Here is a 15820-nt window from a genome sequence, read left to right as displayed (position 1 = left end):
CGGCCCCTGCCCTACAATCGGCCGCTATTTCCCTTGGACTCGCACCGATAAATCACGATGGGCAAGCAAGTCATTGTGCTGGGCGCCGGCATCGTCGGCGTCTGCTGCGCGCTGGAACTGCAGCGGCGCGGCCTGGACGTCACGCTGGTCGACCGCCAGGCGCCCGGCCAGGAAACCTCGGCCGGCAACGCCGGCGTCCTGGCCCGCAGTTCCCTGATGCCCTTCAACCATCCCGGCCTGTGGCGCCAGTTGCCGCGCCTGCTGCGCAACGACGCCGTGCAGTTCCGCTATCGCGCGTCCTATCTGGCGCGCAACCTGGGCTGGGCGGCCGGTTTCCTGGCGCGCGCCCGGCCGTCGGTGTTCCATGAAACCACGGCGGCGCTCGACGGCCTGATCCGGCTGTCCGCTGCCGAACACCTGCGCCTGCTGGACGCGGCCGGCATCCGGCATCGCCTGCGCGACAGCGGTTGGATCTTCCTGTATCGCAGCGAGCAGGCCTGGCACGGCAGCGCCCTGGCGCGCGCGGCCTACGCCCGCCACCAGGTCCCGACCCAGGCGCTGGCGCCCGCCGAGCTGGCGCAACTGGAACCCGCGCTGGCGCCGATCTTCGCGCGCGCGCTGTGGATCCAGGGCTCGTATTCCGTGGACGACCCCGGCGCCGTGACCGCCGCCTACGCTGACCTGTTCCAGCGCTCGGGCGGCACATTGCGGCGCCTGCGCGCCAGCGCGATCCGCCGCGACGGCGAACGCGGCTGGGAGGTGCAGGGCGATGCCGGCTCGGAAACGCTGACCGCGCCCGCCCTGGTGGTGGCGCTGGGCCCGTGGTCCAAGGCCTTGCTCAAGACCACCGGCATCGACCTGCCGCTGGCGTTCGAGCGCGGCTACCACATGCACTACGGCGCGGCCGATGGCCCCGCGCTGGGCCGCCCCGTGTACGACACGGGCGGCGGCTACGTGCTGTCGCCCATGGCGCGCGGCCTGCGGTTGACCACCGGGGTCGAACTGGACGATTGCGAGGCGCCCCCGCGCCCGGTGCAACTGGACCTGGCCGAGGCCCGGGCACGCGAAGCGATCGGCCTGGGCCCCCGGCTCGACCCAAAGGCCTGGCTGGGCCGCCGCCCCACGCTGCCGGACAGCCGCCCGATGATCGGTCAGGCGCCGCGCCATCCAGGTCTGTGGCTCGCGCTGGGCCACCAGCACATCGGCTTCAGCACGGCGCCCGGAACCGCTCGGATACTGGCCGAGCTGATGTGCGAAGACGGCGCCCCGGCCCGCCATGCGGCATTCCGGCCCGGCCGCTTCATCTAGGCCGTATCGACATTCAAAGAAGGCGCGCGCAGGCCGGCACTCGCCCGCCGCGGTCCAGCGAAAAACAAAACGTCCGGCGCGGCCTCCGATAGAAGGCCACGCCGGACGCGGTGATGGCGCCGGCCGGTGCGGCTTCGCGCCATCAGCCCAGCAGCAACGCGTCGTCCGACAGCTTCTCGCCGCGCACGCGCTCGAACATGGCCAGCAGGTCCGGCACGTCCATGCCGCGGCGTTCGTCACCGGACACGTCCAGCACCACCTGGCCCTGGTGCAGCATCACGGTGCGGTCGCCCACGTCCAGCGCCTGGCGCATGCTGTGGGTGACCATCATGGTGGTGAGCTTGCTTTCGGCCACGATGCGCGCCGTCAGTTGCAGCACGAAGTCGGCGGTGCGCGGGTCGAGCGCAGCGGTGTGCTCGTCCAGCAGCAGGATGCGCGACGGTTGCAGCGCCGCCATCAGCAGGCTCACGGCCTGCCGCTGGCCCCCCGAAAGCAGGCCGATGCGGTCGCTCAGGCGGTTTTCCAGGCCCAGGCCGAGCGTGGCCAGGCGTTCGCGGAACCCCTCCCTCATCGAAGCCTTGACCGCGCGGCCGTAGCCGCGGCGCGCGCCGCGCAATTGCGCCAGCGCCATGTTCTCTTCGATGGTCAGGTCTTCGCAGGTACCGGCCATGGGATCCTGGAACACGCGCGCCACGCGGCCGGCGCGGCCCCACACCGGCTGGCGCGTGACATCGGCGCCGTCGATCTCGATGCGGCCGGAATCGACCGGCAGGTCGCCCGAGACAGCATTCAGGAAGGTCGACTTGCCGGCGCCGTTGGAACCGATGACGGTGACGAACTGGCCCGAGGGGATCTCCAGCGACAGCCCGCGCAACGCGCGCGTTTCGATCGGCGTGCCGGCGTTGAAAGTGATCTTGAGGTCTTTTGCGGACAACATATCAGCGCCCCTTCTTGCCGACCAGCCGGCGCTTGAGCATGGGAATGACCAGGGCGATCGTGACCAGCACCGCGGTGACGAGGTTCAGGTCCTGCGCCTTCAGGCCGATGAAGTCGCTGTTCAGCGCCAGCGCGATGAAGAAGCGGTAGACAATGGCGCCGATGATGACGGCCAGCGTGGCCAGCACCAGCTTGCGCGACGGCAGGATGCTTTCGCCGACGATCACCGCGGCCAGGCCGATGACGATGGTGCCGATGCCCATGGAGATGTCGGAGCCGCCCTGGGTCTGCGCGAACAGCGCCCCGGCCATCGCGACCAGCGCGTTCGACAGCGCCATGCCGCCCAGGATCATGCGGCCGGTGTTGACGCCCTGCGCGCGGGCCATGCGGCCATTCGAGCCGGTGGCGCGCACCGCCAGGCCGGTCTGGGTGGCGAAGAACCAGTCCAGCGCCAGCTTGGCCAGGATCACGATGACCAGCAGAATCAGCGGCCGCGCCACGTAATCCGACAGCCATGCGGGCTGCAGAATAGTGAAGACGGTGGGCTCGGTGATCAGCGGCACGTTGGGCTTGCCCATGATGCGCAGGTTCACGGAATACAGCGCGATCATCATCAGGATGCTGGCCAGCAGATCCATGATCTTGAGCTTGACGTTGAGCCAACCGGTGACCAGGCCCGCCGCCGCGCCGGCGAACGTGGCGGCGATGGTGGCCAGGAACGGGTCGGTGCCCGCGGCGATCAACGTGGCACAGACGGCGCCGCCCAGCGGGAAGCTGCCGTCAACGGTCAGGTCCGGAAAGCGCAGCAGGCGAAAGGAGATATACACGCCCAAGGCCACCAGGCTGAAGATCAGGCCGATCTCCAGCGCGCCTAGCAACGAGAACAATGACATGGGACAAATCCAATCAGGTAAGAAACGAGCATATTAGAGATTCGGAACGTCCAACTTCTTGCGTTTCGGGATCAGTTTTACCCGAGCTTTCGCAATAAACGTTTCCTGCCGTGCGATTTTCTCTCGATTCCTGCCAAGGCGTTGCCGGGCTTGGCGGCCGGGGCCGCAAGCGGGCTGCTTGATGAACGCTCCGGGGAGCAAAACGCGGCGCGGCGGCCGGGGGCCGACATGCCGTTCAAGACCAACGCCTGCGCGCCGGGCCGCGCGCACCTTGTGGATGCTGCCGCCCTGGAAACCCCGCGTACCGGCGCGGGGCCAACAAGAAAACAAGATAAAACAAACCCCGCTCATGCCGGGTGGGCAGGAGCGGGGCCGGACGACTTGCGTTTTACTTTACCACCACCGCGGCCGACTTGATGATGGCGTCGGACAGCGTCACGCCCTGCTTGGCGGCGGCGCCCGGGTTCACGTACAGCTCCAGCTTGGAGATGGTTTCCGACGGGATCGCGCCGGGCTTCTCGCCCTTGAGGATGCGCACCACGATCTTGCCGGTCTGCACGCCCAGGTCACGGTAGTTGATCCCCAGGGCGGCGATGCCGCCGCGCTTGACGCTGTCGGTATCCGAGGCGATCAGCGGGATCTTGGCGTCGTTGCCGACCTTCACCAGCGACTCGTAGGCCGAGACCACGTTGTTGTCGGTGTTGGTGTAGATCACGTCGACCTTGCCGATCAGGCTGCGCGCGGCGGAAGCCACGTCAACCGAACGCGGCGCGGCGGCCTCGACCAGGCTCATGCCCGACTTGGGCAGCAGTTCCTGCAGCTTCTTGACCACCACGACCGAGTTGGCCTCGCCCGGGTTGTAGACCATGCCGACGCGCTTGGCGTTGGGCACGATCTTCTTGATCAGTTCGACCTGCTTGTCCAGCGCCAGCAGGTCCGACACGCCGGTGACGTTGGTGCCCGAGGCGTCCATGCTGGGTACCAGCTGGGCGGCGACCGGGTCGGTCACGGCGGAATACACCACCGGCACGTCCTTGGTGGCGGCCACCACGGCCTGGGCCGACGGGGTGGCGATGGCGACGATGGCGTCAGGCCGGTCGCCGACGAACTTGCGCGCGATCTGGGCCGCGGTGCCGGTGTTGCCCTGGGCGCTCTGGTACTGCCACTTCAGGTTCTTGCCCGGCTCGTAGCCGGCCTGCTTGAGGGCGTCCTGCACCCCGTCACGCACCGCATCCAGCGCCGGATGCTCGACGATGGCGGTAACCGCCACCGACTTCTGCTGCGCCGCCACCGGCGCGGCGATAGCCAGCGCCAGCGCCATCGCGCCAACCGTCAGAAAATGTTTTTTTCCGATCAGCATAGGTAAGCTCCTTGAACCCTGCGTTATTTGTTCATTGTTACGGCTGTTCCGCGGGCTTCCCCACGGGTCCGGACAGCCGTAAAGCCGTATAGTCTAACGTGTCGCAACCCAATTTCACTTGGGGGGAATCCCTGAAATGGTGCATGCGCGGCAGGCGCGCCCCATGCCGGGGCGGACTGCGCCAATGCACGAAAAGCGCCACGCCCGCGCGACACGACATCCGAGACATCCAAAGGGCCACATCATGATCAAACGCGCACTCGGCCGTTCCGGCCTGCAGATCCCTCCCCTCACCTTCGGCGGCAACGTCTTCGGCTGGACCGTCGACGAGGCCGGCACGTTCTCGCTGCTGGACGCGCTGGTGGACGCCGGCCTGAACTTCATCGACACCGCCGATGTCTATTCGCGCTGGGTGCCCGGCAACCAGGGCGGCGAATCCGAAACCCTGATCGGCAAGTGGCTCAAGCGCTCGGGCAAGCGCGACCGCGTGCTGATCGCCACCAAGGTCGGTATGGAAATGGGCCCGGACGCCAAGGGCCTGGCGCCGGCCTACATCCGGCGCTCGCTGGAGGCCTCGCTGGCGCGGCTGCAGACCGACCACGTCGACCTGTACCAGTCGCACCAGGATGATCCCACCACCCCGCTGACCGACACGCTGGGCGAATACGCCAAGCTGATCGAGGCCGGCAAGGTGCGCGCCATCGGCGCCTCCAACTACACGGCGGTGCGCCTGTCCGAAGCGCTGATCGCCAGCGAACGGCACAACCTGCCGCGCTACGAGAGCATCCAGCCCGAGTACAACCTCTACAGCCGCGAGCCGTTCGAGGCGCACCTGCAGGCGCTGGTCAAAGCGCAGGACTTGGGCACCATCAACTATTACGCGCTGGCCAGCGGCTTTCTCAGCGGCAAGTACCGCAGCCCGGCCGACGCCGGCAAGAGCGCGCGCGGCAAGAAGATCGTCGACACCTATCTGAACGAGCGCGGCGATCGCATCCTCAAGGCGCTGGACGACGTGGCCGAGGATGCCGGCTGTACGCCGGCCCAGGCCGCGCTGGCGTGGCAGATCGCGCAGCCCGGCATCACCTCGCCGATCGTCAGCGCCACCTCGCTGGCGCAGCTGGACGAACTGGTCAAGGCCGCCAGCCTGACGCTGACGCGCGACCAGCTGGCCAGGCTCAGCCTGGCCAGCGAGTGGCGTTGACGCGGGCGCGCGCCAACGCCGCGGGCGTCAATCCAGCTTGACGCCCGAATCGGACACCACCTTGGCCCAGCGCGACACTTCGCTATCGACGAACTTGCCGAAGGCCGGGCCGGTCAGGGTCGGAATGGCCGAGCCGTTGCCTTCCCAGGTTTCCTTGAGCTTGGGCGTGTTCAGGGCCTTGGTGATCTCCGCCGCCATGCGGTCCACGGCTTCCTGCGGGGTGCCGGCAGGCGCCCAGACCGCGTACCAGGTCGACACCACGTAGTTCGGCACGCCGGCCTCGGCCGCCGTCGGCACCTGCGGCAGCGACGGTGAACGCTTGTCGGCGGCCACCGCCAGGGGCTTGATCGCGCCCGCCCGGATGTGGCCGGCCGACGAGCCCAGGCCGTCGAACGCCAGGTCCACCTGCCCGCCGATCAAGGCCGACAGCATCGGGCCCGCGCCCTGATACGGCACATCGACCAGCTTGATGCCGGTCTGCATGGCGAACAGTTCGCCGGCCAGGTGGTGGGTGCTGCCCTTGCCGGCGGTGCCGAAGTTGATTTCTCCGGGGTGCTTCTTGGCGTAATCGACGAATTCCTGCACCGTCTTGACCGGCAGCTTGGTGGAATTGATGACAATCACCTGCGGCGGCTGCGCCACCAACGCCACCGGCACGAAGTCCTTCTGGATGTTGTAGTTCAGGTTCTTGTACAGCGACGGCGCCAGGGCGTGGTGCGCGCCGCCCATGAAGAAGGTGTAGCCATCGGGCCTGGCCTTGGCGGCCACGCCGGCGCCGACGGTGCCGCCCGCGCCGCCCTTGTTGTCGATTACCACCGACTGGCCCAATTGCATCGTCAGTTGCTGGGCCAGGGGACGGGCAAACGTATCGGTGCCGCCTCCCGCGGGAAAGGGCACGATAAGCGTGATGGGCCGTTCCGGCCACGAAGCGGCGCCGGCGCTGCCGGCAAAACCTGCGGCCAGGGTGGCCAGCAGGGCCACGGCGAGTGTGCGGTATTTCATTGTTGTCTCCTCTCTTGCTGCAGCGTGGGGACGGCGCGTTTCCCGCGTCTCGTCTCTTGTGTTCTTGGGTTGGAATGCTGCCTGGTTCGGGAATCGTTCTGAAAGGGATCGGGCTCCTTGGAAAAAAATGGCCGGTCCTCATGGACCGGCCCGGCATGATGGCGCTACAGCGCCTGGTAGGTTTCGCGCAGCACGTTCTTCTGCACCTTGCCCATGGTGTTGCGCGGCAGTTGGTCAACGATGTGGACGCGCTTGGGCACTTTGAAATTGGCGATGCGCGCCTTCAGTTCGGCCTGCATCGCAGCGGCATCGATGTTGGCGCCGTCCTTGGGCACCACCACCGCCACCACGGCTTCGCCGAAATCGGGATGCGGCACGCCGATGACGGCCGACTCGGCCACGCCCGGCATGTCGTCGATCAGGGTCTCGATCTCCTTCGGGTAGACGTTATAGCCGCCCGAGATGATCAGGTCCTTGCTGCGGCCGACGATCGACAGGTAGTCGGCCGGCACGTCGCGGCCGGCGGATTCGCCGCCCCAGCGCCCCACATCGCCGGTCTTGAACCAGCCGTCCGCGGTGAATTCCTCGCGGGTCTTCTCCGGCATGCGCCAGTAGCCCGAGAACACATTGGGCCCGCGCACCTGCACATTGCCGATCTCGCCCGGCGCCAGCGCGATGCCGGCATCGTCCACCACCCGCACCTGCACGCCCGGCAGGGCCCGGCCCACGGTGCCGGCCAGGCGCTCGCCATCGGCCGGATCGTAGGGATTGGAAGTCAGCATGACGGTCTCGCTCATGCCATAGCGTTCCAGGATGGCGTGGCCGCTGCGCTCGCGGAAGTCGTTGAAGGTTTCCGACAGCAGCGGCGCCGAGCCCGAGATGAACAGGCGCATGTTGGCGCACACCTCGCGGTTGAAGCGCTTGTCGGCCAACAGCCGCACGTAGTATGTCGGCACGCCCATCATCACCGTGCTTTGCGGCAGGTAGCGCAAGGCCTGGTCGGCGTCCAGCTTGGGCAGCCAGATCATCTTGGCGCCAGCCAGCAGCGCGCCGTGCGAGGCCACGAACAGGCCATGGACGTGGAAGATCGGCAGCATGTGCAGCAGCACGTCGTCCGAACGCCAGCCCCAGTACTTGTGCAGCACCTGCGCGTTGGACGCCAGGTTGCCGTGCGACAGCATCGCGCCCTTGCTGCGGCCGGTGGTGCCGGAGGTGTACAGGATGGCGGCCAGGTCGTCCGGCTTGCGCTTGACGGTCTTGAAGGTCTGCGACAGCCCGCCGGCCGCGTCCAGCAGGGTGCCGGTGCGGTCTTCGTCGAGCGTGTAGACGTGGGCGCAGCCGGCCTTGTCGGCGGCGCGCTGGACCCAGTCGCGGTTCTTGCTGGCGCAGACCACCACGGCGGGTTCGGCGTTGCCCAGGAAATACTCGATCTCGGCTTCGCGGTAGGCGGTGTTCAGCGGCAGGTATACCAGGCCGGCGCGCAGTGTGGCCAGGTACAGCAGCAGGGCTTCGGGCGATTTCTCGACCTGCACCGCGACCCGCGCGCCTTCGGGCAGCTTGAGCGAACCCAGCAGGTTGGCCAGGCAGGCCGTGGCGCGGTCGATGTCGTCCCAGGTGTAGGCCAGCTCGGGGGTTTCGAGCGCGACCTGTTTGCGATCGGCGGGGAATCCGCCCTCCAGCACAGCGTATAGATTGGCGTTGCTCACCGTTTTCAGTCTCCGGAAAAGTGGGGGTCCACGCCGGCCAGGAAAGCGCGCACGCCCTCCTTGTGGTCCTGGCTGTCGGCGTAGGAGAAATAATCCTGGTATTCGGCTTCGGTCAAGGCCCCGCCCTGCATCAGGCGGGCGGACAGGCGTTTGTTGATGCGCGCGGCCAACGGCGCGCCCTGGCCGATGCGCTCGGCGCTGCGCAGGACCTGCGCGGCCACCTCGGCATCGGCCACGACGCGGGTCAGCAGGCCCAGTTCACGGGCCTCGGCAGCGCCGAACACGCGGCCTTCGAGCAGGATCGCCAGCGTGGCGGCGCGCCCGGCCAGCGCCAGCAGGCCGCGCATCTCGTCCGGCGCCATCGGAAAGCCCAGCCGGTTGATCGGCACGCCGAAGCGCGCCGACTGGCCGGCGATGCGCAGGTCGCATTGGCAGGCGATCTCCAGCCCGCCGCCGACGCACACGCCTTCGATCTGCGCCAGCACCGGCTGCGGGCATTGCGCCACGGCCTGCAGGGCCGGCGCCAGCACCTCGCGGTGATAGCGCTGCACGCCCGCGGCGTCGGCGCGTTCGACCGGGAACTCGCGGATGTCCGCGCCCGCGGCGAAATTGCCGCCCTCGCCGCGCACGATCACGCAGCGCACGTCGTCATCCGCGGCGATGCGCGTGAACACATCGCGCAGTTCGCGCCACATGCCCACGGTAATGGCGTTCAGGCGCCCCGGATGCGACAGCGTCACCCAGGCCAGCGGCCCGTCACGTTGCAGCAGCACACGGCCTGCCGTGTTGTCCATCATGTCCCCTCGGAAATTATCTTTTTTCTGTCCTGCGCGACGCGTCGCCGCTTCAGGCCGCGCGCCCCACGCTGCGGCTGACCTGGGGCTTGCCGTCATGCAGGCGCGCCAGGTTGCCGTCCAGTTCATCCAGGTCGTACAGGTAATTGACCATCAGCCCGCAGGACTGTTTGAGCCCCTTGGCCGAGGTGTCCGCCGCCCAGTTCAGGCGCTCGATGCGCGCGCCATTGCCCAGGTGAAAGCGCGCCACCGCATCCAGCGGCAGGCCATTCTTCATGGCCTGCAGATAGTGCGCGGCCAGGCGGAAAGCGGCGCGCTTGACCACGTCGGGCGTCTTTTTGCCTTGCGCCGCGCGCGCCAGCCGCGCTACCCAGCGCCGACCGTCGGGCACGCCGGCCCGCTGGCGCGCCTTGGCGCGCGACTTGTCCTCGCGCAGCATCGCCTCGACCGCCTCGGCGTCCAGCTTGCCGAGCCAGTCGGCGAAACCGGGAATCGGCGACAGCGTCGCGAACGACTTGAGCTTGGGCAGCTCCTCCAGCAATTGCTCGACCACGCGCTTGAGCAGGAAATTGCCAAAGCTGATGCCCTTCAGGCCCGGCTGGGTGTTCGAGATGGAATAGAAGATCGCCCAACGCGCCTTCTCCAGGTCCTGCGGCGGCGCGCTGCTGTCCAGCAACGCCTGCACGTTGTCGGCCATGCTGCCGGCGAACGCCACCTCGACGAAGATCAATGGCACGTCCGGCAATTGCGGGTGAAAGTAGGCATAGCAGCGGCGGTCCGGCGCCACGCGGTGGCGCAGATCGTCCCACGACTGGATCTCGTGCACGGCCTCGTAAAGGATCAGCTTTTCCAGCAATGATGCGGGCGAGTCCCAGGTCAGCGGCCGCAGCTCCAGCAGGCCGACGTCGAACCAGGCCGACAGCAGGCCCTCCAGGTCCTTGTCCAACGCCTGGATGCCGGCCACCTGCTTGCGCCAGCGCAGCATGTCGGCGCGCAGTTCGACCAGGAAGCGCAGGCCCAGCGGCTGCGCGTTGAAGCGCTTGAACAGGCGCACGCCCTCGCCGCCATCGCTGGCGAAGGTGCCGCGCACCTGCGCCAGCGCGGCCAGCATCAGGCGCCGGTCCTTGCCGTCGGCGGCGCCGTACTGGTCGCACCAGCGCCGCGCCAGCTTGTTGGCGGCCACGTCGGTCAGGCGCGCCTCGAACAGCCGCCGCACTTCGGATTCACTGGGCAGGCGGCCGCGCTCCCACAGGCGCCCCAGGCGCGTGATCAGGCTGTCGCCGGCCTCGGCGGCGTCCGTGTCGATCGGTTCGGCGTCAGGCGTGCGTGCGCCGCGCGCGGGGGCGAGATTGGCGGGTGCGTTCATGGACGGATTCCTCGGCTACGGGAAGATCGGAAAGCGGCGGCGCGTCATCGTCGGCGGCGGCCAACGCGCGCAGCACCTCAAGTTGGCGCATCAGGTGATGGCGCGCCAGCGCCTCGGCGCGCTCGGGGTCGCGGGCCTGGAGGGCCTCGAATATGGCCAGGTGCTCGGCACAGGATTCCTGGATGCGGCCGGGCCAGGCCAGGCTGCGGTGGCGCGACAGGCTCAGTACCTTGCGCAGATTGCCCACCATGTCGACCAGCCACTGATTGCCGGCGAGCGCCTGCACCGCTTCGTGGATCAGGTAGTTGGTCTGGTAATAGGCATCGACGCGGCCGGCGGCGGCATGGCCCGCCAGCGCCTCGTGCAGCGGCGCCAGCGCCGCCAACTGCGCGTCCGACGCCTTGCACGCCGCCTCATGGGCGCAGCGTCCTTCCAGCATGGCCATCAACGGGAAGATGTCTTCCAGGTCCTGCGCCGACAGCTCATTGACGAAGCAACCGCGGCGCGGCTCCAGCCGCACCAGCCCCTCGGTGGCCAGCACTTTGAGCGCCTCGCGCAGCGGCGTCCGCGAGATGCCCAGCTCGCCGGCCAGGCGCAGTTCGTCGATCCACTCGCCATTGCGCAGCGCGCGCGCATGGATCATGCCGCGCAGGCGATCCGCGACTTCCAGGTACAAGGCTTGCCGGACGATGGGAGAGGTCATGGGCAGACGGCCTGACGGCGCCGTAATTCATAATTATGAATAGGCCCATCATAGCGTCGTCCGGTGAATCCGTCCTAGAGGCAGACACTAAGGAATTGCCCTACCCTGGCCAGGAAAACGGGGCCAGGGCCAGGCGCGGATCTCAGAAATGCAGGATGCCGTCGACCGCGTGCCGGGTCAGCGAACGCGCCCAGCGGCGCGCCGGCAATCCGTACTGCGATTCGACCACCTCGGCGCGCGCCAGCAGCTCGGCGGGCGTGACCGCCAGGCGCGGGCCGGAAAACGCCAGCACGATCTGGTTGCCGGCGTCGATCTCGGGCAGCAGGACGACGCGGTCGTCAAAGGCCTTGGACAGGTTGTCGATGTTCTTGCCGAAGCTCTCGTGGCGGCCGAACAGGTTCACCGCCAGCACCCCGACCTCGCCCAGCACGCGGCGGCAATCGCGGTAGAACTTGACGCTGTCGCGCACCGGCCCCTGGGCCGAGGCGTCGTACAGGTCGACCATCAGCACCGGGCAGCGGCCCGCGTTGAGCGGATCGGCGGCCCATTCGGCGGCGTCGGCATGCTCCACCCGCAGGCGGTTCTCGCCCGGCAGGCGGAAGAACATGTGGCAGGCGGCGGTGACGCGCGGGTTCCACTCCACCGCCAGCAGCGGCGCGCGCGTGTGCTTGGCGCAGAAGCGCGCCAGCGAACCGGCGCCCAGGCCGAACATGCCAATGGCCTCGTCCTTGGGCGGCTCCAGGAACAGCAGCCACGCCATCATCTGGCTGGTGTATTCCAGCACCAGTTCCGACGGATTCTTGATGCGCATGGCGCCCTGGACCCATTCGGTGTTGAAGTGCAAATAACGCACGCCATCGACTTCCGACAGGGTCGGCTGGTCGAGTTCGGAGGGGAATTTGGATTTGTACATGGCGCGATTGTAGGCCGGCGCCCGCCCTGCAACGGGCGGGCCATTGCGGCCCGCCCCGGCGCGCCCCGGGGGGGCGCCTGACGCTGCGCTCAGATGCGCTCGAAGATCGCCGCGATGCCCTGCCCGCCGCCGATGCACATGGTCACCAGCGCGTAACGGCCCTGCACGCGCTGCAATTCGTGCAACGCCTTGACGGTGATGATGGCGCCGGTGGCGCCGATCGGGTGGCCCAGGCCGATGCCGCTGCCGTTGGGGTTGACCTTGGCCGGGTCCAGCTTCAATTCGCGGCTCACGGCGCACGCCTGCGCGGCGAAGGCCTCGTTGGCCTCGATCACGTCCAACTGGTCCACGCTCAGGCCGGCGCGCTTGAGCGCGGCCTGGGTCGCGGGCACCGGGCCGATGCCCATGATGGTCGGGTCGACGCCGGCGTGGGCATAAGCCACCAGGCGCGCCAGCGGCTTGATGCCGCGCTTGGCCGCGACCGAGGCGTTCATCAGCACCAGCGCGGCGGCGCCATCGTTCAGGCCCGAGGCATTGCCGGCGGTGACGGTGCCGTTTTCCTTCTGGAACACCGGCTTGAGCGCGGCCAGGCTCTCGGCCGTAACGTCGCGGCGCACGTGCTCGTCGGTGTCGAACACCACTTCGCCCTTGCGCGTCTTTTGCACGATCGGCACGATCTGGTCGCGGAAATGGCCGGCCTCGATGGCGTTGGCGGCGCGGCGGTGCGACTCGGCGGCCAGCGCGTCCTGGTCCTGACGGCTGATGCCGAACTGGGCGGCGACGTTCTCGGCGGTCACGCCCATGTGCATGCGGCCGAACGGGTCGGACAAGGCGCCGGTCATCATGTCCTGCATGATGCTGTCACCCATGCGCGCGCCCCAGCGCTGCGCCGGCGCGATGTACGGCGCGCGGCTCATGCTTTCGGCGCCGGCGCCGACGGCGATATCGGCATCGCCCAGCAGGATGGTCTGCGCCGCCGACACGATGGCCTGCAGGCCCGAGCCGCACAGGCGATTGACGTTGAAGGCCGGGGTTTCCTTGGCGATGCCGGCGTTGATGGCAGCCACGCGCGACAGGTACATGTCGCGCGGCTCGGTGTTGATGACGTGACCGACGGCGACGTGGCCGACTTCGTCGCCCTTGACGGCGGCGCGTTCCAGCGCGGCCTTGATGACAGTGGCGCCCAGGTCGCAGGGCGGCACGTCTTTCAGCGCGCCGCCGAAATCGCCGATGGCGGTACGGACGGCGGATGCGACGATGACTTCGTTCATGATGTTTCCTCCTGATGATGCCTTCATCATACTCGTGCGGCCTGCGCCCCAGCCCGCCCCCGGGGCGCCGATATCCGATCCTTATCGCCAGGCAAGAATTTACTATTGGACAGTCCGCGCGCGGCTCGCCGATAGTGGCCAGCGGCGCGCCGCCTCCGGCGCCCGCCAGACCGGACCCACCCATGATCGATACGCTGGAACTGACCGCCATCCCCCCCCAGGACGAAGCCCTGCGCGCCGAGGTGCGCGACTTTCTCGCCGCGGCCCTGGACGGACTGGAACCCGACGAACGCGCCCGCTCCTGGATGGGCTATGACGCCGCGTTCAGCCGCCAGTTGGCCGAACGCGGCTGGCTCGGCCTGACGCTGCCGCGCGCATATGGCGGGGCCGAACGCGGCCACTTCGCGCGCTTCGTGCTGTCCGAGGAACTGCTGGCAGCGGGCGCCCCGGTCTCGGCGCACTGGATCGCCGACCGCCAGAGCGCGCCGCTGATCCTCAAGCTCGGCACGCCGGCGCAGAAGGCCTTCTACCTGCCGCGCATCTGCCGCGCCGAGGCCTTCTTCTGCATCGGCATGAGCGAGCCCGGCTCGGGCTCCGACCTGGCCAGCATCCGCACCCGCGCCGAACCGGTGGCGGGCGGCTGGCGCCTGAACGGCAGCAAGGTCTGGACCACCAATGCGCACCGCTCGCACTACATGATCGCGCTGGCGCGCAGCTCGGGTACGCCGGAGGACCGCCACCAGGGCCTGTCGCAACTCATCGTCGACCTGTCGCTGCCGGGCGTGTCCATCAAGCCGATCAAGGACCTGGCCGGCGACGCGCATTTCTCCGAAGTGTTCTTCGACAACGTCGAACTGGCGCCGGACGCGCTCATCGGTCAGGAAGGCGCGGGCTGGGCCCAGGTCAACGCCGAACTGGCGTTCGAGCGCAGCGGGCCGGAACGCCTGTATTCCAGCATTGCACTGCTGCAATGCTGGCTGGCGCACGGCCGCGACGGCGCGGCGCAGGACAGCGCCGACCAAGCCTTGCTGGGCGCCATCCTGTCGCAGATGGCGGTGCTGCGCGCGCTCTCGCTGGCGATCGCCGGCAAACTGGCGGCGGGCCAGAGTCCCGCCATCGAAGCGGCCTTGGTCAAGGACCTCGGCACCGAACTGGAACAGGACATCCCGCGCCTGATCGCCGACGCGCTGGGGCGCCGTCCGGAGCAGCCGCCGCCCTTGCCACTGCTGCGCACGCTGGCCTATCTCGAACAGGTCGCCCCCACCTTCTCGCTGCGCGGCGGCACCCGCGAAATCCTGCGCGGCATCATCGCGCGCGGCCTCGGCCTTCGATAGGAACCCCATCATGGATTCGATTTTTGGCGATGCCGCCGAACGCTTGTTCGCGCAGACCTGCACGCCCGACGTGATCCGCCAGGCCGAGCAGGGCCAGGCGCCCGCGCAAGCCTGGCGCGCCTGCGAGGACGCCGGATTCGCCGACGCGCTGGTGCCCGAACCCCAGGGCGGCGCCGGCCTGGCGCTGGCCGAGGCGCTGCCGCTGGCCACCGCCGCCGGCCGCCACCTGTGTCCCTACCCCATCATCGACACGCTGTTGGCGCGCGCCTGGCTGGCACGAGCCGGCCACGCCCCGGTCACCGGATCAATCGCGCTGGCGCCGCATGGCTGGCAGGTGTCCGCGCGCCAGGCCACGGGCGCCAACGTCCCCTGGATCCGCGGCGCCGACGCGGTGCTGGCTCGCATCGGCGAACAGATCTGGCTGCTCCCGGCCCGCGCCGCCACCATCGAACCCAGCGGCGTGCACGGCAGCCTGGACGCGCCAGCGCGCTGGTCGCTCGACGATGGCGTGCGCATCGAGGCCGGCGCCGGCCTGCCGGCCCTGGACGAACTGGCGGCCACCGCCTGCGCCGGCCTGATCGCCGGCGCCATGGAGCGCGTGCTGTCGATGACACTGGATTACGCCAACCAGCGGCGGCAGTTCGGCAAGCCGATAGGCCGCTTCCAGGCCGTGCAGCAGCAGATCAGCGTGATGGCTGAACAGGTATGGGCCGCGCGCATGGCGGCGCAGTTGGCATTCCAGGGCCGCGACGGCCTGCCGCAACCGCTGTTGGCCGCGCTCGGCAAGGCCCGCGCCAGCCTGGCGGTAGCGCGCGTGGCCGATATCGCCCACGCGGTGCACGGCGCCATCGGTGTCACCGAGGAATACGACTTGCAGCTGTACACGCGCCGGCTGCGCGAATGGCGGCTGGCCGCCGGCTCGGAATCCCACTGGCACGCGCGCATCGGCGCGCACGCGCTGGATGGCGGCGATGACGTCGTCTCCTACCTGCGCACCGCGCTGTTCGATCGCGAAGCTGCCTGAAACTCAACC

14 protein-coding genes are annotated in these 15820 nt (G+C 68.7%); 4 read left to right on the top strand and 10 right to left on the bottom strand.

Features of this window, described 5'->3' with window-relative positions; translation table 11 throughout:
• Positions 1-57 precede the first annotated feature (57 nt).
• Positions 58-1308 (top strand): NAD(P)/FAD-dependent oxidoreductase, encoded by a 1251-nt coding sequence (locus K2W61_RS15700; protein WP_175141873.1) that lies wholly within the window; start codon positions 58-60, stop codon positions 1306-1308.
• 142 nt (positions 1309-1450) lie between these two features.
• On the opposite strand, the gene K2W61_RS15695 is transcribed toward K2W61_RS15700, so the two are convergent.
• From K2W61_RS15695 to K2W61_RS15685, 3 genes are all read right to left on the bottom strand, one after another.
• The gene (locus tag K2W61_RS15695; protein WP_236756008.1) at positions 1451-2245 is read right to left on the bottom strand and encodes an ABC transporter ATP-binding protein; all 795 of its coding nucleotides are present in this window, start codon (positions 2243-2245) and stop codon (positions 1451-1453) included.
• A 1-nt stretch (position 2246) separates the two neighbouring features.
• The gene (locus K2W61_RS15690; RefSeq protein ID WP_175141871.1) at positions 2247-3137 is read right to left on the bottom strand and encodes an ABC transporter permease; all 891 of its coding nucleotides are present in this window, start codon (positions 3135-3137) and stop codon (positions 2247-2249) included.
• A gap of 388 nt (positions 3138-3525) precedes the next feature.
• A complete protein-coding gene (locus tag K2W61_RS15685; protein WP_175135149.1) occupies positions 3526-4497 on the bottom strand; it encodes an ABC transporter substrate-binding protein in 972 nt (323 codons plus the stop codon).
• Positions 4498-4741: 244 nt separating this feature from the next.
• Here K2W61_RS15685 and K2W61_RS15680 point away from each other — a divergent pair, with 244 nt between their 5' ends.
• Positions 4742-5698: an aldo/keto reductase gene (locus K2W61_RS15680; protein WP_236756007.1), complete on the top strand. Its 957-nt coding sequence runs from the start codon at positions 4742-4744 to the stop codon at positions 5696-5698.
• 27 nt (positions 5699-5725) lie between these two features.
• Here the strand turns inward: K2W61_RS15680 and K2W61_RS15675 are convergent, their stop codons facing one another.
• The 7 genes from K2W61_RS15675 to bktB form a co-directional block, all read right to left on the bottom strand.
• The gene (locus tag K2W61_RS15675) at positions 5726-6700 is read right to left on the bottom strand and encodes a Bug family tripartite tricarboxylate transporter substrate binding protein (protein WP_175135151.1); all 975 of its coding nucleotides are present in this window, start codon (positions 6698-6700) and stop codon (positions 5726-5728) included.
• Positions 6701-6864: 164 nt separating this feature from the next.
• Positions 6865-8406, bottom strand: a complete 1542-nt coding sequence (locus K2W61_RS15670) for a malonate--CoA ligase (RefSeq protein ID WP_175141870.1) — start codon at positions 8404-8406, stop codon at positions 6865-6867.
• 5 nt (positions 8407-8411) lie between these two features.
• The gene (locus K2W61_RS15665) at positions 8412-9203 is read right to left on the bottom strand and encodes an enoyl-CoA hydratase/isomerase family protein (protein ID WP_175135153.1); all 792 of its coding nucleotides are present in this window, start codon (positions 9201-9203) and stop codon (positions 8412-8414) included.
• A gap of 49 nt (positions 9204-9252) precedes the next feature.
• Positions 9253-10566 carry a malonyl-CoA decarboxylase domain-containing protein gene (locus K2W61_RS15660; RefSeq protein WP_175135154.1) on the bottom strand — a complete coding sequence of 438 codons (1314 nt, stop codon included), beginning with the start codon at positions 10564-10566 and terminating at the stop codon, positions 9253-9255.
• Entirely contained in the window at positions 10517-11269 is a 753-nt protein-coding gene (locus tag K2W61_RS15655) for a GntR family transcriptional regulator (RefSeq protein WP_175135155.1), read from the bottom strand. The genes K2W61_RS15660 and K2W61_RS15655 overlap by 50 nt, the downstream gene beginning before the upstream one ends.
• Positions 11270-11411: 142 nt before the next feature.
• A complete protein-coding gene (locus tag K2W61_RS15650; RefSeq protein ID WP_175135156.1) occupies positions 11412-12182 on the bottom strand; it encodes a class I SAM-dependent methyltransferase in 771 nt (256 codons plus the stop codon).
• An 89-nt stretch (positions 12183-12271) separates the two neighbouring features.
• Positions 12272-13453: a beta-ketothiolase BktB gene (gene bktB, locus K2W61_RS15645; RefSeq protein WP_175135157.1), complete on the bottom strand. Its 1182-nt coding sequence runs from the start codon at positions 13451-13453 to the stop codon at positions 12272-12274.
• 182 nt (positions 13454-13635) lie between these two features.
• Between bktB and K2W61_RS15640 the strand changes: the two genes are divergently transcribed.
• Positions 13636-14787 (top strand): acyl-CoA dehydrogenase family protein, encoded by a 1152-nt coding sequence (locus K2W61_RS15640; protein WP_175135158.1) that lies wholly within the window; start codon positions 13636-13638, stop codon positions 14785-14787.
• Between the two features lie 10 nt (positions 14788-14797).
• Complete coding sequence (locus K2W61_RS15635; RefSeq protein WP_175135159.1) at positions 14798-15811, top strand: acyl-CoA dehydrogenase family protein; 1014 nt, start codon at positions 14798-14800, stop codon at positions 15809-15811.
• The last annotated feature ends 9 nt before the right edge of the window (positions 15812-15820 follow it).

This window comes from Achromobacter pulmonis, assembly GCF_021733725.1.
GTDB lineage: Bacteria > Pseudomonadota > Gammaproteobacteria > Burkholderiales > Burkholderiaceae_B > Achromobacter > Achromobacter pulmonis.
Note: the sequence above shows the minus strand (reverse complement) of the source record. Positions and strands in the feature narration are given on the sequence as shown.

What these genes read in the sequence shown, in the direction of transcription:
- K2W61_RS15665 (WP_175135153.1), bottom strand. Translation starts at nt 9,203, where the DNA reads ATGATGGACAACACGGCAGGCCGTGTGCTGCTGCAACGTGACGGGCCG.
- K2W61_RS15685 (WP_175135149.1), bottom strand. Translation starts at nt 4,497, where the DNA reads ATGCTGATCGGAAAAAAACATTTTCTGACGGTTGGCGCGATGGCGCTG.
- K2W61_RS15660 (WP_175135154.1), bottom strand. Translation starts at nt 10,566, where the DNA reads ATGAACGCACCCGCCAATCTCGCCCCCGCGCGCGGCGCACGCACGCCT.
- K2W61_RS15640 (WP_175135158.1), top strand. Translation starts at nt 13,636, where the DNA reads ATGATCGATACGCTGGAACTGACCGCCATCCCCCCCCAGGACGAAGCC.
- K2W61_RS15675 (WP_175135151.1), bottom strand. Translation starts at nt 6,700, where the DNA reads ATGAAATACCGCACACTCGCCGTGGCCCTGCTGGCCACCCTGGCCGCA.
- K2W61_RS15650 (WP_175135156.1), bottom strand. Translation starts at nt 12,182, where the DNA reads ATGTACAAATCCAAATTCCCCTCCGAACTCGACCAGCCGACCCTGTCG.
- K2W61_RS15655 (WP_175135155.1), bottom strand. Translation starts at nt 11,269, where the DNA reads ATGACCTCTCCCATCGTCCGGCAAGCCTTGTACCTGGAAGTCGCGGAT.
- K2W61_RS15690 (WP_175141871.1), bottom strand. Translation starts at nt 3,137, where the DNA reads ATGTCATTGTTCTCGTTGCTAGGCGCGCTGGAGATCGGCCTGATCTTC.
- K2W61_RS15680 (WP_236756007.1), top strand. Translation starts at nt 4,742, where the DNA reads ATGATCAAACGCGCACTCGGCCGTTCCGGCCTGCAGATCCCTCCCCTC.
- K2W61_RS15695 (WP_236756008.1), bottom strand. Translation starts at nt 2,245, where the DNA reads ATGTTGTCCGCAAAAGACCTCAAGATCACTTTCAACGCCGGCACGCCG.
- bktB (WP_175135157.1), bottom strand. Translation starts at nt 13,453, where the DNA reads ATGAACGAAGTCATCGTCGCATCCGCCGTCCGTACCGCCATCGGCGAT.
- K2W61_RS15700 (WP_175141873.1), top strand. Translation starts at nt 58, where the DNA reads ATGGGCAAGCAAGTCATTGTGCTGGGCGCCGGCATCGTCGGCGTCTGC.
- K2W61_RS15635 (WP_175135159.1), top strand. Translation starts at nt 14,798, where the DNA reads ATGGATTCGATTTTTGGCGATGCCGCCGAACGCTTGTTCGCGCAGACC.